The sequence below is a fragment of the Micromonospora humidisoli genome (assembly GCF_016900955.1).
Taxonomy (GTDB): domain Bacteria; phylum Actinomycetota; class Actinomycetes; order Mycobacteriales; family Micromonosporaceae; genus Micromonospora; species Micromonospora wenchangensis.
This window is the reverse complement of the sequence record NZ_JAFEUO010000002.1, coordinates 926,543-946,246: the sequence shown is the minus strand read 5'-3', so window position 1 is coordinate 946,246 and position 19,704 is coordinate 926,543. Positions and strand designations below refer to the sequence as shown.

Annotated in this window: 19 protein-coding genes; 3 read left to right on the top strand and 16 right to left on the bottom strand. The window is 73.6% G+C overall.

Annotated elements, in window-relative coordinates:
• Window positions 1–5: 5 nt before the first annotated feature.
• The 6 genes from JQN84_RS09755 to JQN84_RS09730 all read right to left on the bottom strand — a co-directional run bounded on the left by JQN84_RS09755 (window position 6) and on the right by JQN84_RS09730 (window position 3,412).
• Window positions 6–827, bottom strand: a complete 822-nt coding sequence (locus JQN84_RS09755) for a F0F1 ATP synthase subunit delta (RefSeq protein ID WP_204958002.1) — start codon at window positions 825–827, stop codon at window positions 6–8.
• Window positions 827–1,366 (bottom strand): F0F1 ATP synthase subunit B, encoded by a 540-nt coding sequence (locus JQN84_RS09750; protein WP_088642785.1) that lies wholly within the window; start codon window positions 1,364–1,366, stop codon window positions 827–829. The genes JQN84_RS09755 and JQN84_RS09750 overlap by 1 nt, the downstream gene beginning before the upstream one ends.
• A 29-nt stretch (window positions 1,367–1,395) precedes the next feature.
• Window positions 1,396–1,629, bottom strand: coding sequence for an ATP synthase subunit C-like protein (locus JQN84_RS09745; RefSeq protein WP_067312849.1), 234 nt, complete (start codon window positions 1,627–1,629; stop codon window positions 1,396–1,398).
• A gap of 132 nt (window positions 1,630–1,761) precedes the next feature.
• Window positions 1,762–2,559 (bottom strand): F0F1 ATP synthase subunit A, encoded by a 798-nt coding sequence (gene atpB, locus JQN84_RS09740; protein ID WP_204958001.1) that lies wholly within the window; start codon window positions 2,557–2,559, stop codon window positions 1,762–1,764.
• A gap of 11 nt (window positions 2,560–2,570) precedes the next feature.
• Window positions 2,571–2,807, bottom strand: coding sequence for an AtpZ/AtpI family protein (locus tag JQN84_RS09735; RefSeq protein WP_204926928.1), 237 nt, complete (start codon window positions 2,805–2,807; stop codon window positions 2,571–2,573).
• A gap of 173 nt (window positions 2,808–2,980) precedes the next feature.
• Entirely contained in the window at window positions 2,981–3,412 is a 432-nt protein-coding gene (locus JQN84_RS09730; RefSeq protein WP_204958000.1) for a hypothetical protein, read from the bottom strand.
• 123 nt (window positions 3,413–3,535) lie between these two features.
• On the opposite strand from JQN84_RS09730, the gene JQN84_RS09725 reads away from it, so the two are divergent.
• Window positions 3,536–4,993 carry an SDR family oxidoreductase gene (locus JQN84_RS09725; RefSeq protein WP_204957999.1) on the top strand — a complete coding sequence of 486 codons (1,458 nt, stop codon included), beginning with the start codon at window positions 3,536–3,538 and terminating at the stop codon, window positions 4,991–4,993.
• Window positions 4,994–5,178: 185 nt separating this feature from the next.
• On the opposite strand, the gene JQN84_RS09720 is transcribed toward JQN84_RS09725, so the two are convergent.
• The 4 genes from JQN84_RS09720 to prmC form a co-directional block, all read right to left on the bottom strand.
• The gene (locus JQN84_RS09720; RefSeq protein WP_204957998.1) at window positions 5,179–7,296 is read right to left on the bottom strand and encodes a transglycosylase domain-containing protein; all 2,118 of its coding nucleotides are present in this window, start codon (window positions 7,294–7,296) and stop codon (window positions 5,179–5,181) included.
• 189 nt (window positions 7,297–7,485) lie between these two features.
• Window positions 7,486–8,097, bottom strand: coding sequence for an arsenate reductase/protein-tyrosine-phosphatase family protein (locus tag JQN84_RS09715; RefSeq protein WP_204957997.1), 612 nt, complete (start codon window positions 8,095–8,097; stop codon window positions 7,486–7,488).
• The gene (locus JQN84_RS09710; protein WP_204958218.1) at window positions 8,098–8,745 is read right to left on the bottom strand and encodes an L-threonylcarbamoyladenylate synthase; all 648 of its coding nucleotides are present in this window, start codon (window positions 8,743–8,745) and stop codon (window positions 8,098–8,100) included.
• Window positions 8,745–9,692 carry a peptide chain release factor N(5)-glutamine methyltransferase gene (prmC, locus tag JQN84_RS09705; RefSeq protein ID WP_204957996.1) on the bottom strand — a complete coding sequence of 316 codons (948 nt, stop codon included), beginning with the start codon at window positions 9,690–9,692 and terminating at the stop codon, window positions 8,745–8,747. Before prmC ends, JQN84_RS09710 begins: the two co-directional genes overlap by 1 nt.
• Window positions 9,693–9,767: 75 nt before the next feature.
• Between prmC and JQN84_RS09700 the strand changes: the two genes are divergently transcribed.
• On the top strand, window positions 9,768–11,318 hold the full coding sequence (locus JQN84_RS09700) for a GGDEF domain-containing protein (protein WP_204957995.1): 1,551 nt from the start codon (window positions 9,768–9,770) through the stop codon (window positions 11,316–11,318).
• An 85-nt stretch (window positions 11,319–11,403) separates the two neighbouring features.
• On the opposite strand, the gene prfA is transcribed toward JQN84_RS09700, so the two are convergent.
• From prfA to thrB, 4 genes are all read right to left on the bottom strand, one after another.
• Window positions 11,404–12,492, bottom strand: coding sequence for a peptide chain release factor 1 (gene prfA / locus JQN84_RS09695; RefSeq protein WP_204957994.1), 1,089 nt, complete (start codon window positions 12,490–12,492; stop codon window positions 11,404–11,406).
• A gap of 120 nt (window positions 12,493–12,612) precedes the next feature.
• Window positions 12,613–12,837, bottom strand: a complete 225-nt coding sequence (gene rpmE / locus JQN84_RS09690) for a 50S ribosomal protein L31 (protein ID WP_088642795.1) — start codon at window positions 12,835–12,837, stop codon at window positions 12,613–12,615.
• A gap of 505 nt (window positions 12,838–13,342) precedes the next feature.
• Window positions 13,343–15,445 (bottom strand): transcription termination factor Rho, encoded by a 2,103-nt coding sequence (gene rho / locus JQN84_RS09685; RefSeq protein ID WP_204957993.1) that lies wholly within the window; start codon window positions 15,443–15,445, stop codon window positions 13,343–13,345.
• Window positions 15,446–15,739: 294 nt separating this feature from the next.
• Window positions 15,740–16,684 carry a homoserine kinase gene (gene thrB / locus JQN84_RS09680; protein WP_204957992.1) on the bottom strand — a complete coding sequence of 315 codons (945 nt, stop codon included), beginning with the start codon at window positions 16,682–16,684 and terminating at the stop codon, window positions 15,740–15,742.
• Window positions 16,685–16,792: 108 nt separating this feature from the next.
• Here thrB and JQN84_RS09675 point away from each other — a divergent pair, with 108 nt between their 5' ends.
• Window positions 16,793–17,332 carry a hypothetical protein gene (locus JQN84_RS09675; RefSeq protein ID WP_204957991.1) on the top strand — a complete coding sequence of 180 codons (540 nt, stop codon included), beginning with the start codon at window positions 16,793–16,795 and terminating at the stop codon, window positions 17,330–17,332.
• Window positions 17,333–17,415: 83 nt separating this feature from the next.
• Here JQN84_RS09675 and JQN84_RS09670 read toward each other — a convergent pair whose 3' ends face one another.
• Entirely contained in the window at window positions 17,416–18,660 is a 1,245-nt protein-coding gene (locus JQN84_RS09670) for an MFS transporter (RefSeq protein WP_204957990.1), read from the bottom strand.
• A gap of 11 nt (window positions 18,661–18,671) precedes the next feature.
• Complete coding sequence (locus JQN84_RS09665; RefSeq protein WP_204958217.1) at window positions 18,672–19,517, bottom strand: polysaccharide deacetylase family protein; 846 nt, start codon at window positions 19,515–19,517, stop codon at window positions 18,672–18,674.
• Between the last annotated feature and the right edge of the window lie 187 nt (window positions 19,518–19,704).

The window sequence follows — 19,704 nt, the reverse complement described above, 5'->3', positions numbered from 1 at the left end:
GCTGGTCAGCGCTGCACGAGCGCGTTGCGGGTCTCGTTGAGGCGGCGCAGGACGGTGCCGTCGTACAGGTCGGAACCGACCCGCACGCTCACCCCACCGAGCACCTCCGGGTCGACCGTCTGCTTGACGGAAACCTCTCGACCGTACATCGCGGAGAGGCGGGCACCGAGCCGTCGCTCGTCGGACTCACTCAACGGAGCCGCCACGGTCACGTACGCGACCTGACGGTCCCGCCGGTCGGCGGCCAGCTCGACCAGCCGGGTGAGCGCCCCGGTGAAGGAGCGTCCCCCGAACCCGCCGAGGGCCACCTCGACGAGGCGGACGGTGACCGGCCGGGCCTTGCCGGCGAGCAGTTCCCGGGCCAGTGCGGCCCGCTGCCCGGCCGGGGCGATCGGGTCGGCCAGCGCCGCGGAGAGCGCGGACTGGCCGGCGACCACCTGGCCGAAGCGGAACAGCTCGTCCTCGACCTCACCGAGGTCGCCCGCGGCGTCGGCACTGGCCAGCAGCGCCTCCACCCCGAGCCGCTCGGTGCCGTCGAGCAGCTCCGACGGCGTCGACCAGCGACCGGCGACCAGCCCGGACAGCAGGTCGAGCGCGTCCGCGCCGATCTTGCCGGTCAGGATGCCGGTGAGCAGCGCCGCACGGTCCTCGCCGCTGCGGGCCGGGTCGGACAGCGCCCGGCGCAGCCGCGGCTCGCCCCGCAACAGGGCGGCGACGGAGAGGACGTCGTCGGCGGTGGTCGCCACCGCCGACGGCTCCGCCCCGCGGACGTACGCGTCGAGGCGCTCGGCCGCGACCGCGTACGACTCCCGGCTGGCGGCCTGCATCAGCGGGCCCCCGTGCTCTCGAGGTTGCTCAGGAACCGGTCGACGGTGCCCTTGCGACGTGCCTCGTCGGCCAGCGACTCACCGACGATCTTGCTGGCCAGGTCCACCGCGATGGTGCCGACCTCGGCCCGCAGCTCACGCACGATGGTGGCCCGCTCGGCGGCGAGCTGCTCCTTGCCGGCCGCGATGATCCGGTCGGACTCCTCCCGCGCCTTGCCGAGGATGTCCTGCCGGATGCCCTCCGCGTCGGCCCGGGCGTCGTCCCGGATCTTGGCGGCGTCGGTACGCGCCTCGGCGAGCTGCGCGCGGTACTGCTCGAGGAGCTGGTTGGCCTCGGCCTGGGCGGCCTCGGCGCGCTTGATCCCGCCCTCGATCGCGTCGACCCGGGCCTGGAACGTCTGCTCCATGCGGGGGAAGACGAACTTCATCAGCACGAAGCAGAGCACGGCGAAGGCGACGCTGCCGACCACGATCTCCTGCCAGAGCGGAATGATCGGGTTGTGCGTCGACTCACCACCCTCAGCGGCGAGGAAGTACATGGATGACCTCCCGGTCTGCAGGGGCCGGGTCAGCCGGCCCAGATGAAGCCGAAGGCGATGCCCAGCAGCGCGAGCGCCTCGATGACGGCGAAGCCGATCCAGACGTACGGCAGGGTCATCCGGGACGACTCCGGCTGGCGGGCCGTCGACTGGATGTAGGCGGCGAAGACCAGGCCGACGCCGATGCCCGGGCCGATGGCGGCGAGGCCGTAGCCGATGGCGGCGGTGCTGCCGGTGACCTCGGCGAGAACGCTAGCGTCCATGGGTGTGGTTCCTCCTGGGTATCTCGCGTGACTCTCACGCGGGACGACAACGGGTTGATGCGGTGGACCGGTGCTCGCGAGCGAGCCCCGCCCGTGGACCAGTGCTCGCTTTCGAGCCCCCGCCCGGTTGGATCAGTGCTCGTCGGCGAGCGCGCCCTGCACGTAGCTTGCGGTGAGGACGGTGAAGACGTAGGCCTGCAGGCAGATGACCAGGAATTCGAGGAAGGTGAGCGCGATGGTCATCACCCAGGACAGCACCGAGACCGGCGCGAGCCAGGCGTTGGCGCTGAGCATCGCGAAGCCGCCGAGGGTGAAGACCAGCAGCAGCATGTGCCCGGCGAACATGTTGGCGAAGAGACGTACGGCCAGCGAGAACGGCCGCACGAGGAAGGTCGAGAAGAACTCGATCGGGATCAGCAGCGGCAGGATGTACCAGGGCGCCGGCGGGATCAGGGAGTTCTTGAAGTACTTCACGAAGCCGTGGTGCCGGATGCCGACGTAGTTGAACATCAGGTAGCTGATCACGGCGAGGATCGCCGGGAAGGCGATGTGCGAGTTCGGCGAGATCTGGAACAGCGGCACGATCGCGAAGAAGTTGGTCAGCAGCACGAAGCAGAACAGCGTGGTGAAGTACGGCGCGAACCGCACCCCCCGGTGCCCGATCATGTCGACCGCGATGTTGTTCCGCACGAAGCCGTAGATCGACTCGGCGAGCCACTGCTTCTTGGTCGGGACCAGCTGCGGCTTCCGGTAGGTCGCCAGGAAGAAGATGATCAGGATGCCGACGGCGACCCAGACCATCGCGGTGATCTTGGTGAACCAGTACGAGTCGTGCGCACCCCAGGGCAGGATGCTGGGCAGGTAGAAGTCCTCCACGCTGGGTGGGAATGCCGCCTGGCCCGCTGCCAGGACGTTCGCCTGTCCGAACACCGCGTCCCTTCCTATGTAGGCGTGCCGAGCCGGCGGACGACCAGGATGATCCCCCCGGCCATGCCGAGCACGACACCGATCCCGGTGGCGATGCCGCCGGAGTCGAGCCACTGGTCGACCAGCCAGCCGATGAAACCCCAGACGAGCATGCCCCCGATGAGGTACGAGAGCGCGGTCCAACCCTGACCGGCGCCGGTCGGAACGTCGCCCGGACCGCCGGTGGGTTGGGGGGTTTGGTCATCAGCCATGACGGGGCGAACGATATCAGCCGGAGAGACGAGGCTGTGCCTCACCCCCCGCACAACCGTCGTTGTGTGGGCGTCTGGCGGGCTCCATCGTCTGGGGGCACGCTACTCCCCTTCCGCCAGTGAGAGAACGACCGCACGCGGACAGTCGCCCGCCCGCCCACCATGTGGGACAGTCAGGAACCGGGTCGACGGGAATAGACCCTGGTCAGCCACCAGATGTGCACTCCGGTCCAGACCACCACGCCGGCGGCGATGCCGACACAGAGTGGAACCAGCCCACCCCAGCCGGTCGACGCCACCGCCACCATCACCACCCCCAGCAGGGTGAACTTGGCGATGTAGAGACCCAGCCCGAGGGGCAGCACCAGCTGCGGGTTGACCGCGTCGGCCCGGGCCAGCACCACCGTGGTCAGGCTGTAGCTGACCACCGTCACCGCCACCCCGGCCACCGCGCCGAGGGCCGCCACACCACCGCCGGTCACCGCACCGACCAGCGCGGCGACCACCCCCAGCACCGCCGAGGCGGCCAGCAGCACCGGCAGGTGGCGCAGCCGCCACCCCTGGTCGTCGGCCACCGCCGACCCACGCGCCCCGGGCTCAGCCACGCGGGTCCGCCGGGCCGTCGCCGAGCGGCACGGCCCCGACGGGCCGCCCCGGGTCCGGCCCCCACCAGGTGCGCTTCACGTTCTCCACAGCGAAAGAGTGTACGGAGCCGCACACTGGTGTCCGTGAGATGCCTCGTCACCGGCGCGACCGGATACATCGGCGGACGGCTCGCGCCCCGCCTGCTGGCCGAGGGCCACCAGGTGCGCTGCCTGGCCCGCAAGGCGGGTCGGCTGCGCGACGTGCCCTGGGCGGCGCAGGCCGAGATCGTCGAGGGGGACCTGCGCCGGCCGGAGACGCTCCCGGCCGCCTTCGCCGACGTCGACGTCGCGTACTACCTGGTGCACTCCCTCGGGCAGGCCGGCTTCGAGGCGGCCGACCGGGAGGCCGCCACGAACTTCGCCCGGGCCGCCGCCGCAGCCGGCGTACGCCGGATCGTCTACCTCGGTGGGCCGGAGCCGGCGGCCGGCGGCACGGCCTCGCCGCACCTGCGGTCCCGGGCCGAGGTGGCCCGGATCCTGCTCGCCGGCGAGGTGCCCACGGTGGTGCTGCGGGCCGCCGTGATCATCGGTTCCGGGTCGGCCTCGTTCGAGATGCTGCGCTACCTCACCGAGCGGCTGCCGGCCATGATCACCCCCCGCTGGGTCCGCAACCGGATCCAGCCGATCGCCGTCCGGGACGTGCTGCGCTACCTGGTCGGTTGCGCCGACCTGCCGCCGGAGGTGGACCGGGCCTTCGACATCGCCGGCCCGGACGTGCTCACCTTCCGGGAGATGATGCAGCGCTACGCGCAGGTCGCCGGGCTGCGCCGCCGGATCATCGTGCCGGTCCGCCCGCTGACCCCGGCGCTGTCCTCGCACTGGGTGGGGCTGATCACCCCGGTGCCGAACGCCATCGCCCGCCCGCTGGTGGAGAGCCTGATCCACGAGGCGGTCGCGCACGAGCACGACATCGCCAGGTGGCTACCCGACCCGCCGGGCGGGCTGACCGGCTTCGACGACGCCGTGGCGCTGGCCCTGAGCAAGGTGCGCGACGCCCAGGTGGAGACCCGCTGGTCGAACGCGAGCGGCCCGGACGCCCCGGCCGAGCCGCTGCCGTCGGACCCGGACTGGTCCGGTGGGACCGCGTACACCGACGTCCGGGAGCAGGAGGTGGCCGCCCCGCCGGCCGCGCTCTGGCGGGTCATCGAGGGCGTCGGCGGCGAGCACGGCTGGTACTCGTTCCCGCTCGCCTGGTCGGTGCGCGGCTGGCTGGACCGGCTGGTCGGCGGGGTGGGGCTGCGCCGGGGCCGGCGCGATCCGCACCACCTCCAGGTCGGCGAGGCGCTGGACTTCTGGCGGGTGGAGGAGATCGTCCCCGGCGAGCTGCTGCGGCTACGCGCCGAGATGCGGCTGCCCGGCCGGGCCTGGCTGGAGCTGCGCGCCGAGCCGGCCGGCGACGGCCACAGCCGGTACGTGCAACGCGCCGTCTTCCTCCCCCGGGGCCTGCCCGGCCACCTCTACTGGCTCTCGGTGGCCCCCTTCCACACGATCATCTTCGGCGGCATGGCCCGCAACATCGCCCGACACACCCCCACCCCCTAACCCCCACCCCGCCCTCGCCCCACCCCCACCCCCGCCCCAGGCTCCTGTCGATCATGGAGTTGTGGTGGACGGATCAGAGCATTTTGACCCGTTCTGCGACCACCACAACTCCATGATCGACGGGGCGGGAGGGGTGGGGGGCAGGGGGGCAGGGGGCGGGAGGGTGGGGGGTGGGGGGTGGGGGGTTAGTTGCCGGTGCGGGGGGTGGGGGTTAGGCGGTAGGTGATGGACTCGTTGGGCGGGACGAAGTCCCGGACGGGGGTGTCGGCCAGGGCGGCGGCGAGGATGCGGCCCACCGCGTCGACCATCCGGGACTGGACGGCGGCCCCGACGGCGTCGCGCGGATCGTCGGGGTTGGCGGCGATCTGGGCCACCGCGAGCTGCGGGGTGAACGCCACCACCGACTCGGTCTCGTTCCGTTCCGAACTGCCGGTCTTACCGGCCACCGGACGACCCAGCCCCGGGCGGAGCTGCTCGGCCGTGCCGCCGTCGCACCGGCGGTACATCGACTGGTCACCGACCGGGCAGCGGGCTGCGTCGGCGGCGGCCCGGGCCACCTCGGTGTCGATCACCTGCCGGCAGTCGGGCTGACCGGTGGCCACCTCCTTACCGGCGCTGTCGGTGATCGACACGACAGGCGACGGCGCGCACCAGGTCCCCTCGGCGGCCACCGTGGCGTACGCGTTGGCCAGGTCGAGCGGGGTGGTGGAGGAGACGCCGAGGGTGAACGCCCCCCAGTCGCGCGCCCCGGAGCGGGCCAGCTCGGCGTCGTCGGGGGCGCGGAACCTGATGCCCAGCCGCTCGGCCATCTCGACCACCCGGTCCGCGCCGATCCGCTCGGTGAGCCAGGCGAAGTAGGTGTTCACCGAACGGCCGAACGCGGTCCACATGGTGCGGTAGCCGTCCATCCACTCGGGGGTGGCGTTGACCGGGCACCACCGGCCGCCGCAACTCGACCGGGGGTCGTCGGTCGGGAACCGGGTCACGATCCGGCTCGGCGCGACGAAGGCGGTCTCCAGCGGCAGCCCGGACTCCAGGGCGGCCAGCAGGGCGAACAGCTTGAACGTCGAGCCGGCCTGGTAGCCCTCGATACCGTTGCCACCGGCGACGAGCTGGTTGACCGTGTTCGGGTAGTTCCGCTGCCCGGCCGGGTTGGGGTCGACGCTGTAGTTCCGGTTCACCGCCAGGGCCAGCACCCGCCCGGTGCCGGGTTGGACCACCGCCACCGGCGCCGCCCGCCTGTCGTCCACGTCGTAGATGCCTGTCGCCTGGCGTACGGCTGCCCGCTGCACCGCCGGGTCGAGCGAGGCGACGATCCGGAAGCCGCCCCGGCGCAGGGTGTCCTGCCGTTCGGCGGCGGTCGCGCCGAAGGCGGGCTGGTCGCTCCACCACTGGGTGAACCAGTCGCAGAAGAAGCCCCAGTCGTTGCGCTGCTCGGGCACGGCGGTGCAGTCGTTCGGCGTCCGGCTGGGCCGTAGCGTCAGCGGCTCCTCGCGGGCCTGCGCCGCGTCGACCGGCCCGGTCTGGCCCAGCGCCACCATCCGGTCCAGCACGTACGAGCGCCGGGTCAGCGCCGCGTCGGCGTCGCCGTTGATCGGGTCGTCGGTGTCCGGGGAGCGGACCAGCCCGGCCAGCAGCGCCGCCTGGGCCAGGGTCAGCCGGGCCGGGGTGGTGGAGAAGTAGCGCTTGGTGGCGGCGGCGATCCCGTACGCCCCGGCGCCGAAGTAGGCGATGTTCAGGTAGCGGGTGAGGATCTCGTCCTTGGTCAGCTCGCGTTCCAGGGCCAGGGCGTACCGCATCTCCTGGAGCTTGCGGGCGGTGCTGATCTCGGTGGCCTTCTGGCGCTGTTCCTTGGTCAGCCGGGGGTCGTTGCTGAGCACGTTGCGGACGTACTGCATGGTCAGTGTGGAGGCGCCCTGCCGGGCCTGGCCGTCGCGCTGGTTGACGGTGAACGCCCGGACCACGCCCCGCACGTCGACACCCCGGTGCTGGTAGAACCGGGCGTCCTCGGCGGCCACGATGGCCTGGCGCATCACCGGGGCGACCTTGGCCAGCGGCACGTCCACCCGGTCCTCGGTGTAGAAGGACGTGATCAGGGTGACGCCGTCGGCGGCGTAGAGGGTGGACCGCTGGGCGGTGGGTGGGGTGCGCAGGGTGTTGGGCAGTTCGGCGTAGGACGAGGCGATACCGCCGAAGCCGAGGCCGAACACCAGGGCGAGCGGGAGCGCCGCCGCGGCCAGCACCAGGCCGGCGAGGACGCCGGCGAGCAGCACGGTGAACGCCTTGTGGAGGGCCCGGATCATCAGTACTCCCCGCAGGAGCCGTCAGGACCCGTTCAGCATGACCCGCAAAACCACCCGAACTCTCATCTTTCCCCGAAACCGGAGTAAGTTCGCGGGACGGACACGGCGCGCGGAACGGGACACGCCGCGCCGGTCACCCGGACGGGGTCGCCGGCCAGCCTGGCGGGGTCGCCGGCCGGCCGGCGGCGGTCACGGCAGCAGGGCCGAGGTGAGCGGGTGCACCGTCTCCTCGATCTCGTCGGCCACCCGGCTGAAGCACTGGTCGCCCCGGCCCCACGGATCGTCCAGGTCGTCGGAGTGCAGCGCCGCCGCCCCCTGCCGGGCCGCGTCGACCGCCGCCACCAGGGCCACCCCCCGGGCGTGCACGGCGTCCGGGGTGGTGCCGGTGGGCGGCAGGGCGGCGGTGTCCAGCGCGCCGAGCAGCCGGCCGAACTCGCCCAGCACGAAGGTACGCGACGCCGCGTCCGGGCGCAGCGCCACCACGTACTCCTGCTGGTCGGCGGTGGCGGTGAGGACCAGGTCGGCGGCGTCGATCAGGTCGGAGCGCAGCTTGCGGGCGGCGAACCCCTCGACGTCACCGCCGCGACCCAGCACCTGCCGGGCGGCCGGCGGGTTCATCTCCTCCCCCGCGTGCCATCCGCCGGTGCCGGCGCTGTGGCTGTGCAGCAGCGCGTCCGCCCCGGCCGGGTCGACGCCGAGCCGCTCCAGCCGCTCACGGACGGCGAGCACCAGCAGCCGTTCGGCCATCGGGGACCGGCAGATGTTGCCCATGCAGACGTGCAGGACGGTGAACGGCGGCACTCAGGCTCCCCGCTCGTCGAGGAGGTCCGGCGCGACGTCGCGGAGCTGGTCGAGGGTGATCGCGCCGGCCCGCAGCAGCCGGGGCGTCTCCCCGGTCAGGTCGACGATGGTGCTCGGCACCGGGTCGGGGCACGCCCCGGCCTCCAGGTAGACCCGCACCGAGTAGCTGAGCTGGTCGCGGGCCGCCTCGGCGGTCAACGACGGCGGCTGGCCCACCTTGTTGGCCGCGGCCACTGCCATCGGGCCGGTCTCCCGCAGCACCTCCAGCGCCACCGGGTGCAGCGGCATCCGGACCGCCACCGTTCCGTCGGCGTCGCCGCCCAGGTCCCAGGCGAGGCTCGGCGAGTGCTCCACCACGATGGTCAGCGCACCCGGCCAGAACGCCTCGACCAGGTCACGGGCCGCCCGGGGCAGCGAGAAGACCAGGCCGTCGAGGGTGTGCCGGGAGCCGATCAGCACCGGCGGCGCCGCCTGGCTGCCGCCCCGGGCGTCGGAGAGGGCCTTGACCGCGTACGGGGTGAACGCGTCCGCGCCGATCCCGTAGACCGTGTCGGTGGGGAGAACGACCAGCTCGCCGTTCTTGACCGCCTCGATCGCCGCGGCGATGCCGCGGTCCCGGTCGGCAGGTGACCGACAGTCGTAGAGCATCACGAGGAGCCAGTCTGCCACGCCGACGCCCCGACGGCGTGCGGGCCGTCCGACCGGCGGGACGCGGTGGCGAACCGGGGCCGCCCGGCCAGGTCACGGTGCGCCCGCACCGCCGTGTACCGGCCGTCGGCGGTCAGCAGCGCCGGCACCGCCCCGCCGTGCGTGTCGTCGTGCTCGACGCCCAGCTCGCCGTCGGGTCGCAGCAGCTCGGCCACCCGGCGCAGCACCGGCCGCAGCACCACCAGTCCGTCCGCCCCGCCGAACACCGCCTCGTCGGGGTCGTGCCCGGCCACCTCCGGCGGGACCGGCACCGACCGTGGCACGTACGGCGGGTTGCACAGCAGCACGTCCACCGCGCCGACCAGATCGGCCAGCAGCTCCGGGTCGGTGACGTCGGCGGCCACCACCTCGACCGGCCGGTCCCCGGCGGCGGCCCGCTCGGCGGCGTTGCGGCGCAGCCAGGCCAACGCGGCCGGGGACCGTTCCACCGCCACCACCCGGGCCGCCGGCACCTCCTGGGCCACCGCCAGCGCGATCGCCCCGGAACCGCTGCACAGGTCGACCACCACCGGGGCGTCCCGGGTCGACGCCCGGTCGATGCCCCAGCCGGCCAGCAGCTCCGTCTCCGGGCGGGGCACGAACACCCCCGGCCCGACCGCCAGCTCCAGGTGCCGGAAGCCGGCCCGGCCGGTCAGGTGCTGCAACGGCTCGCGGTCGGCCCGCCGGGCCACCAGCGTGTCGTAGCGGGCCCGCTGGGCGGCCGTGAAGCCGTCGGCCAGGGCCAACCGGCCCCGGGGCACCTCCAGCACGTACGCGGCGAGCTGCTCCGCCTCGGACCGGGCCGACGCCACCCCGGCGTCGGCGAGGGTACGGGCGGCGCGGGCCACCACGGCCGAGGTGCGCTCGCGTTCTGTCCCTTCGGACGGGTGGCGTGGGAGTGAGGTCACGCCATAATCATGAGGCGTCGTCGGCCCCGCCACGAGTGGGTGCGGCCGGGCGCACACCGACGGGAGGTTCGCCAGGTGGGGTGGCTCGACCGGGTCGATGACCAGGTTGACGCCCTCACGCATGCCCGCGACCTCCAGGAGGTGAGCCGCTCGGCCGAGGCGGTCGGCGTCCTCGACCGGGTGCTGCGCACCACCGCCGACCCGTACACCCGGGCGGACGCGCTGGTGCAGCGGCTCTGCGCGTTGATCAACCTGGGCCGGACGGCCGAGTTCACCCGGGCCATCGAGGAGGCCTCCGGGGCGGTGCGCGACCTGCCCGAGCCCTACCTGCACGGGCACCTCAACGCGCTGGCCGCGCTCGCCGCGCACCACCAGGGTGCGCTGGACCGCTGCGTCACCCACCTGGTCCGGGCGGCGCGGGCGCTGGGCGCGGCGGAGGACCGGGACCGGGACACCGCCTGGGGCTGGCACGACCTGGCGATGGCCTACTCCTACCTCAGCTTCCACGGCTACGCGCTGGGCGCGATCGAGCGGGCCCGCCAGCACGGCGCCGCCGCCGGCATCCCCGAGGAGACCTTCGCCGCCCCCGGCATCCGGCTGCGCAACGCCGTCGCGCTCGACCACAACGGCGACAGCGACGGCTGCCTGCGGGTGCTCCGCGACATCGCGGCCGACCTGGCCCGGTTCGTCGACGACGGGCGGGCCGACCGGCTGCGGCCGAGCAGCCTCGCCGCGTACGGCTACGCGGCGGTCCGCCGGGCGGCGCTCGGCGACGCGACCCCGGTCGGACCGGAGCCGGCCCGGCTGCTCGACCACGGCGGGGACAGCGCCCGCGCCCGGGACATGCGCCAGCTCGGCCACGTCTGCCTGGCGGTCGCCGACGGCCGCCCGATCGAGGCGATCACCCGGCTGGACTCGGCCCGGGTGTCGGCCGAGACGCTCGGCGCGGCGGAGTTGTCCCGGTTGCGCAGCATCGCCTTCTCCCGGGCCGGTGACCACGCCGCCGCGCACCGCGCCGACCGGATGGCGTTCCGGCTGGCCGCCCAGCGCAACGACCGGCTGCGCGACGTCTACATCGACGGCATCGCCGCCCGCATCGACCACGAGGAGATGCGCCGGGAGGCCGCCCGCTACGAGGGTGAGGCGCTCACCGACCCGTTGACCGGGCTGCCCAACCGGCGGCGGCTGGAGCGCTACATCGGTTCGGTGGTGTCCCGGGGTGAGCGGGTGGTGATCGGCGTCTGCGACCTCGACGGCTTCAAGGCGGTCAACACCCACCACGGCCACCACTCCGGCGACCTGGTGCTGCAACGCATCGCCGGGGTGATCAACCGGGTGATGCGGCGCGGCGACTTCGTGGCCCGCTACGGCGGCGACGAGTTCGTGGTGGTGCTCTCCGGTGCCGGCATGACCGAGGCGGCCGAGGTGGCCCGCCGGATCGACGCGGCGGTGCGCACCGAGGACTGGGAGTCGCTGGTGCCCGGCACCCCGGTCGGGGTGAGCATCGGGTTCGCCGAGGTCGCCGGCACCGGCACCGGCACCGCGCTGCGCGACGCCCTCGGGCTCGCGTTCGAGATCGCCGACCGGGAGATGCTGCGCGCCAAGGCCCGCTCCCGCACCTCCTGACCCGTACCCCAGGGGTTTTCCCCGCCGGCGCCACGACGCCGTCAGGCCCGCTGTGGCGGGCCGCGTCGGGCCGGCGCGGAGCGGGTCAGCGGCGGGTCAGCTCGGTGTCGCCGGCGAGCCGGGCGGCCCGGTCCGCCTCGGCGAGGGCGTCCAGGACGCCGTCCAGTTCCCCGGCCAACGCCAGGTCGAGGTTGTACGCCGTGTAGCCGATCCGGTGGTCGGTGATCCGGTTCTGCGGGAAGTTGTAGGTGCGGATCCGCTCCGAGCGGTCCACGGTGCGCACCTGGGCCTTGCGGGCGTCCGAGGCGGCGGCGTCGGCCTGCTCCTGGGCCACCGCCAGCAGCCGGGCCCGCAGGATGCGCATCGCCTGTTCCCGGTTCTGCAACTGGGACTTCTCGTTCTGGCAGGAGACCACCACGCCGGTGGGCAGGTGGGTGATGCGCACCGCCGAGTCGGTGGTGTTCACCGACTGGCCGCCCGGCCCCGACGAACGGAACACGTCGATCCGCAGCTCGTTCGGGTCGATGGTGACGTCGACGTCCTCGGCTTCGGGCAGCACCAGGACACCGGCCGCGCTGGTGTGGATGCGGCCCTGTGACTCGGTGACCGGGACCCGCTGCACCCGGTGTACCCCGCCTTCCCACTTCAACCGGGACCAGACGCCGTTGCCGCCGTCCGGGACCCCCTTGGTCTTGATCGCCAGCGAGACGTCCTTGACCCCGCCGAGGTCGGAGTCCTGTGCGTCGATCACCTCGGTCAGCCAGCCGTGCCGCTCGGCGTAGCGGGTGTACATCCGCAGCAGGTCACCGGCGAACAGCGCGGATTCCTCGCCGCCCTCGCCGGCCTTGATCTCGATGATCACGTCCTTGGCATCGTGCGGGTCCCGGGGGATCAGCAGCTCGGCCAGCCGTTCCTCCAGCGCCGGCAGGGTCGCCGCGAGCGAGTCGGCCTCCTCGCCGAACGCCGGGTCCTCGGCGGCCAGTTCGCGGGCCGCGACCAGGTCGGCGCGGGCCTGTTCCAGCTCACCGGCGGCCTTGTGCAGCCCGACCAGTTCGGCGTAGCGGCGACCGACCCGGCGGGCGGTGTTCTGGTCGGCGTGGATGGCCGGGTCGGCCAGCCGCTTCTCCAGCTCGGCGTACTCGTCGAGGAGGGCGGCCAGGCGCTCGCTGCTCATGCGGGGGGTGCTCCTTCGACGGGTCCGGCGACGGTGGAACGGGACACGGCGGTCACAGGGGGGCGCAACGGACGACGCCCGCGTCCGGCACGGGGCCGGACACGGGCGTCGTCGGTGGAGCTACTTGGCCTTCTTCGCCTGGACCTTGGCGTACTTCTGCTGGAACTTGGCGACCCGGCCCGCGGTGTCGAGGACGCGCTGCTTGCCGGTGTAGAACGGGTGGCAGGCGCTGCAGGTCTCGACGCTGATCGAGCCGCCCTTGGCGGTGCTGCGGGTCGTGAAGGAGTTGCCGCAGGAGCACTTGACCTCGGTCGTCGTGTACTCCGGGTGGATGTTGGGCTTCATGTCGCCTCGGTCCTTTCGTCAGGTGGTCGCCGGGTCGCCGCTGATCCCCCGCCGCCTGGTGCGCGACGGACTCGGGCGTGAACCGGAACCGGTGGCCGATTGACCAGTGTGCCATGGGCGTGAGCCGACCCGACGGGCGGGCCGCACGATCGGTCCGGCAGTGGTAACGCCCGTCCCGCCACCCGCATTCCCGCCGCTGCGGCCCCGCATTCCTCGCCCGGTGGGCGGACCGGACCGGGTGGGCTCCTCCCCCAGGTTCAGAAGCCCACCCGGCCGGGCCACCGGGCGACGGACGCCTCCCCAGGTTCCCCTCCGCCGCCCGTCGGTGGCCGGGCCCGGCCCGCTCGGCCGGGAACCCCCGCCCCCCAGTCAACCCGGCCGCGCACAGAATTTTCAAGAGCTGCCCGGCCCAGCGAAAGAAAAGTCCACCGACGCAATTCCCGGGTACGACGAAGGGCACGGCCGCTGCGGCCGTGCCCTTCGTGGCGGTCTCACCCGGAGCGGGTCACTCCCCCGGTGTCGACTTGGCGATCTGCATCAGGAACTCGATGTTGGTGCGGGACTGCTTGAGCCGGTCGAGCAGCAGGTCCAGCGCCGCCTGCGAGTCCAGCGAGTGCAGCACCTTGCGGAGCTTGTGGATGATGGCCAGCTCCTCCGGCGCGAGCAGGATCTCCTCCTTGCGCGTGCCCGAGGCGCTGACGTCCACGGCCGGGAAGGTCCGCTTGTCGGCGATCTTCCGGTCGAGCTTCAACTCGGCGTTGCCGGTGCCCTTGAACTCCTCGAAGATGACCGTGTCCGCCATCGACCCGGTCTCCACCAGCGCGGTGGCCAGGATGGTCAGCGAGCCACCGTTCTCGATGTTGCGGGCCGCACCCAGGAACCGCTTCGGCGGGTAGAGCGCCGTCGAGTCGATACCACCGGACATGATCCGGCCGGAGGCCGGCGCCGCCAGGTTGTACGACCGGCCGAGCCGGGTCACCGAGTCGAGCAGCACGACCACGTCGTGCCCCAGCTCGACCAGGCGCTTGGCCCGCTCGATCGCCAGCTCGGCGACCGTGGTGTGGTCCTGCGGCGGACGGTCGAACGTGGCCGCGATGACCTCGCCCTTCACCGAGCGCTGCATGTCGGTGACCTCTTCGGGCCGCTCGTCGACCAGCACCACCATCAGGTGGCACTCCGGATTGTTGTGGGTGATCGCGTTCGCGATCGCCTGGAGCACCATGGTCTTGCCGGCCTTGGGCGGCGACACGATCAGCGCCCGCTGCCCCTTGCCCAACGGCATCACCAGGTCGATCACCCGGGTGGTCAGGATGTGCGGCTCGGTCTCCAGCCGCAACCGCTCCTGCGGGTACAGCGGGGTGAGCTTGTAGAACTCGGGACGACGGCGGGCCTCGTCCGGCTCCATGCCGTTGATGGTGTCCAGCCGGACCAGCGGGTTGTACTTGTCCCGCCGCTGGTCGCCGCTGCCGCTGTCCCGGGCCGCCCGGACCGCGCCGGTGATCGCGTCGCCCCGGCGCAGGCCGTACTTCTTGATCTGCGACATGGAGACGTAGACGTCGTTCGGACCGGCCAGGTAGCCGGTGGTCCGCACGAAGGCGTAGTTGTCGAGTACGTCGATGATGCCCGCCACCGGGACCAGCACCTCGTCCTCGCCGACCTGCGGCTCGCGACCGCCGCCGGTGTCGTTGCCGCCCTCGGCCCGGTCACCCCGGCCCCGACGACGGTCCCGGAACCGGCTGCGCCGGCCCCGCCGGCCGCCGTTCTCGTCGTCGTCGGAGTCGTCCCGGTTGTCACGGTTGTCGCGCTGACCACGGTCGTTGCGGTCGGCCCGCTCACCCCGGTCGCTGCGATCGTTGCGGTCGCCCCGGTCGCTGCGCTCGGCCCGGTCGTTACGCTCGGCCCGGTCGTTACCGGCCCGCTCGCCCCGGTCGTTACCGGCCCGGTCGGCCCGCTCGCCCCGGTCGTTGCCCGCGCGCTCGGTCCGGTCGTTGCGGCCGGTACGGTCGTTGTCCGTCCGCTCGGCCCGGTCGTTACCGGCCCGCTCGGCCCGGTCACCGCCGGTCCGCTCGTTACCCGTGCGCTCGGCTCCGGTGCGCTCGCCACGGTCCCGGCCGGTACGGCCCTCGGCCCGCTCGGGACGCTCACCGGCCTCGACCGGCGGCTCCTCGGTACGGGTCTCGACGACCCGTGCCTCGGCAGCCGGCCGCGCCTCGGCGGTGCTGGCCCGGCTGCGCCGGGTCCGGGTCCGGCCCTCGGGCTCGGTGGTGACGGCAGGGGTGGCCGACGCCGGCTCGGTGGCACGCTCCGGGGTCACCTCGGCGTGCACCTCCTCCCGGACGGGGGCAGCCGCAGCCGCCACCTCGGCCCGCGGTCGAGGGGTGCCGGTCGCGGCGCCGCCCTGCTGCCGCTCGGAGATCGCGCTGATCAGCTCGCCCTTGCGCATGCGAGCAGTCCCGGAGATGCCGAGCGACGCGGCCAGGCTCTGCAGCTCCGGCAGCAGCATCGCCGACAGACCGGTACCGCTGCGCCGACGGCGGGTGGGGGCGGCGGTGGTGGCATCGCCAGCGACGTTGGAAACATCCGACGTCACGTCGGTGGTGTCGCTCAATGGATTCCTTCCCTCGATAGGCCGGGACTGCCCGGGATCGACAAGCAAGGTGGCCGGGCGGCCTCGGTGCACCCGCCTCGCATGACGCGTCGCGGGAGTCTGTGGCACAGCAGCCGGGCGGTTTCCCAACTCACCAACGTCGGTGAGCAGGTCTCGCCGTCTGCGGCGACCTGCGGAAACTGCGGTGCGGCGTGGGCCTTGGCAGGGGTGACGGGCTGACCGCCGAGAGCTTCGGGGTGCGCCGACCCGCAGAGAGATCGCGTGCTTCGCGGCTGTGCTGAGTCTAGAGCGTAATCAACTCTTCCGACCTGCGGCAACAGGGTCCCGCTCGGCGTGTCCCAGTCTACCCCGTGCGAGCGTCGCTCCGCGCACCTCTACCGGCAACCGCCAGACTTCCCATTCTGTTCCCGGGTCGAACCCGTCGGGCGGCGCGGTGAACGCCAGCACCGTCGGGCCCGCCCCACTGACCACGGCGGCCACATCCGCCGCACGCAACTCGCTGACCAGGGCGGCGGTCTGTGGCATCCCGGCCGCGCGGTAGTCCTGGTGCAGCCGGTCGACGGTGGCCGGCAGCAGTAACTCGGGCGCGGCGGTCAACGCGTGCACCAGCAGGGCCGACCGGCCCGCGTTCAGCGCCGCGTCCCCGTGCGGCACCGTCGCCGGCAACGCCGCCCGCGCGGTGGCCGTCAACCCCCGCTCGGCCGGCACGAAGACGGTGGGCGAGATCCCGGCCGCGACCGGCAGCGACACCGCCCGCCCGCCGGTCGGCTCCGTCCAGGCGACGGTGAACCCGCCGAGCAGGCACGGCGCGACGTTGTCCGGATGGCCCTCGATCTCGGCTGCCAGCCGCAGCACCGCCTCGTCGTCGAGCCGCTGCGCGCCGTCGCTGACCAGACCCCGGGCCAGCAGCACCCCGGCCACGATCGCCGCCGAGGAGGAACCCAGACCCCGGGCCTGCGGAATCCGGTTCACGCACTCCAGGGCCAGCCCCGGCGGCTGCGCGCCGAGCAGGTCGAAGGCGGCCCGCATCGCGACGACCACCAGGTGCCGGTCATCCGGCGGCAGGTCGCCGGCGCCCTCGCCGGTCACCGCCACCCGGACGCCGGCCGGGGTCACCTCGGCGGCCACGTCGTCGTGCAGGGCGAGGGCGAGCCCGAGGGCGTCGAACCCGGGGCCCAGGTTGGCGCTGGTCGCGGGCACCCGCACCCGCACCGGCCCGGAGGCGAAAATCGTCGGCACGGGATCATGCTAGGGCCCGGGACCGACGTCGCACCGCCTCGCCCGGAGGGTGGAACTGGATCAACTCGGTTAACCTGACGCCGATCCATCGACCGGTCGGGAGGCGACGTGGCAATGCTCGGTTACCGGCTCACCCAGGTGCTGGGGCACCTGCCCATCCTGCTGACCCTGCTCACCGTTCTGGTGCTCGGCGTCACCGCCGGCCGCCGGTTGCCCGGCCGGTCCCGGTCGTTCCTGCTCGCCGGGGCCGCCGTCCTGCTGCTGCTGGAGCTGTTCACCACCGCCTGGGTCGCGGCCCTGCCGGAGCTGATCCGCTCCGGCGGGATACGCCAATACCAGACGTGGAGCCTCGCCGTCAGCGTCGTCGGCTGGATCGGCTACCCGGTCGGCCTGGGTCTCGTCGTCGCCGCCGTCTTCGTCGGCCGCCGGGCCGCGTCCCCGTCCCCCGTGCCCGGTCAGCCGAGGGGCACCTGGACGCCCCCGGGCGGTGGCACCCCGACCGGATACCCGGGTGGCCCGCCGGCCGGGTACGCCGCCGGTCAGGCCACGGACCACCCGGGTCACGCCACGGAGCACCCGGGTCGGGATGCCTGGGGCGGGAGCGACCAACCGCCGGACGCGCCACCCCCGGTCGACCGCGCCGACTGAGCCCCCCACCACGGGTCGGCTACGCCGACTGAGCCCCCCAGCACGGGTCGACCGCGCCGACTGAGCCGCACCGCCCGCCGTGGTCAGCGGGCGGTCAGCGGGTCACCGCCGGTGGCCGGGTCGGTGAGCGAGAGCCGGCGGGTGGCGATCCGCCAGCCCACCGCGTACACGACGGTGACCAGGCCGCAGCCGGCCAGCACCACCCGCTCGTCGACCAGGTCGACCACGCCGGCCACCACGAGCTGACTGACCGAGATCGCCAGGGTCGCCAGCATCATGTCGGTGGCGAACACCCGGCCGCGCAGCCGGTCGGGCACCTCGCCCTGGAGGGCGAAGTTCGACAGCACCCAGTTGCTGCCGCCGCCGAAGTGCGCCACGAAGACCAGCAGCAGCACCAGCGGGAACCAGCTCGCCACCGCCGCGCCCAGGTAGGCCAGGCCGTACAGCGACATCGACAGGGCCAGGCCGGGCAGCAGCCAGGCCCGGTTGGTCAGCACCCGGCTCATCAGGATCGGTCCCACCAGCGCCCCCGCCCCACGCGCCGCGAAGAGCAGGCCGGTGCCGACCGGCCCGGCCCCGTACACGGCGGCCAGCAGGGGGAAGACGGTCAGCACGCCGTTGCCCAGCCCCACCGCCGACTTCACCGTGACCAGCGCCAGCACCCGGGGCCGGTGCCGGATGTGGCCCAGCGCCTCGCGGATGGCCGTCCAGGTGCGCGGGGTCGTCCGGTCGGCCTCCCGGGGTGCCTGCAACGGCCGGCGGATCAGCGCCGCCAGGCCCGCCGCCGCCACCAGGCCGACCACCCCCACCCAGAAGCAGGCGTACGGCCCGACGGCCGCGGTCAGCACGCCACCCAGGGACGCCCCGACCACCGTCATCGTCCCCCAGGCGGAGCCGGCGACGGCGTTGCCGACGGCCAGGTCGGCCGGATCGAGCACGTTGGGCAGGGCGGCCTGCGCGGCCGGCGAGTAGAACGCCTTGCCGACCGCCACCGCGGTGATCGCCACCATGGCCAGCCAGGCCGTACCGGCGTCACGGACGCCGAGCAGCAGCAGCACGCCGAGCAGCGTCACGCCGTTCGCGGCCATCATGACCTTCCGGCGGTCGAACCGGTCGGCGATGGTCCCGGTGTACGGCAGCAGCAGCGCCAGCACCCCGGTGTCCAGCGCCAGCACCAGGGCGCCCCACACCCCGCTGCCGGTCAGTTCCGGCAGCAGCACCAGCAGCGGCACCATGACGAACCAGTCGGCCCCGAAGACCACCAGCTCGGCGAGGAAGAGATTGCGGAAGTCCCGGTTGCGGGCGAGGACGGAGAGCGGAGAGGACACGTGCCCGGACCCTACCCCCCGGTGCGGGAGCCGGTCGGGTGGGCCAGCAGCTCGGAGACCGTGACGAAGGTGTAGCCCCGGGCCCGTAGGCCGGTGATCATCGCGGCCAGTCCGCGCAGCGCCACCTGACGGTTCTCCGGGCCCGCGTCGTGGGCGAGCAGGATCGTGCCCGGCACGACGTCGGACACGATCCGCCGGGCGTGCCCCGCCGGGTCGTCCGGGTACTCCCCCTCCACCATCTGCAACGACCAGAGCACGACCCGGTAGTCGAGGCGTACGGCGGCGTGCAGCACCCCGCCGCCCAGGTGCCCGTACGGGGGCCGGACCAGCCGGGGCGGCATGCCGGTGACCTCGGCGATGGTCTCGTGCGAGCGGCGCAGGTCGTCGTGCACGGCGGCAGCGGCCAGCCTCGCCAGGTCCCGGTGCCGCCAACTGTGGTTGCCCACCTCGTGCCGGGCCAGCCGCCCGCGGATCAACCCGGCGTGCCGGCGCACCCGTTCCCCGACCAGGAAGAAGGTCGCCGGCACCGCGTGCGTGTCCAGAGTGTCCAGCACGGTCGGCGTCCACTGCGGCAGCGGGCCGTCGTCGAAGGTCAGCGCGACCAGCCGTCGCGTGGTCGGGACGTGCCACACCACCTGGAGCCCGCCCGAGCCGACGTCCTGCCGCCGGTTGCCGACGGTGGCGCTGGCCGGGCCGCCGGACAACGGCAGGTGCCGGTCGGCCAGCCAGGTCCCCCGGGACATGCCGGTGGCCCCCAGCGCGACGCCTCCGGCCAGCAGCGCCCCGCCGCCGAGCAACCGTCGCCGGCCCCACCGCCCGCCGCCCGGGCCGGTCGGCTCCGCCCCGTCGACGACCATCACCCAGGGTGGATCGGAGATGGCCGACAGTAGCGGAGCATGGGGTGACCGTACCCGGTGGCAGGTCTGCTGTCCCGGGTGCGACGCGACGCGCCCCCGGCCCGGTGACCCCGGACCGGGGGCGCGTCGTGGCGCGACGGCGGCTCCGCCCCCGACCCGGTCGCGGCGGGTCGGGGGTGGCCGGTGC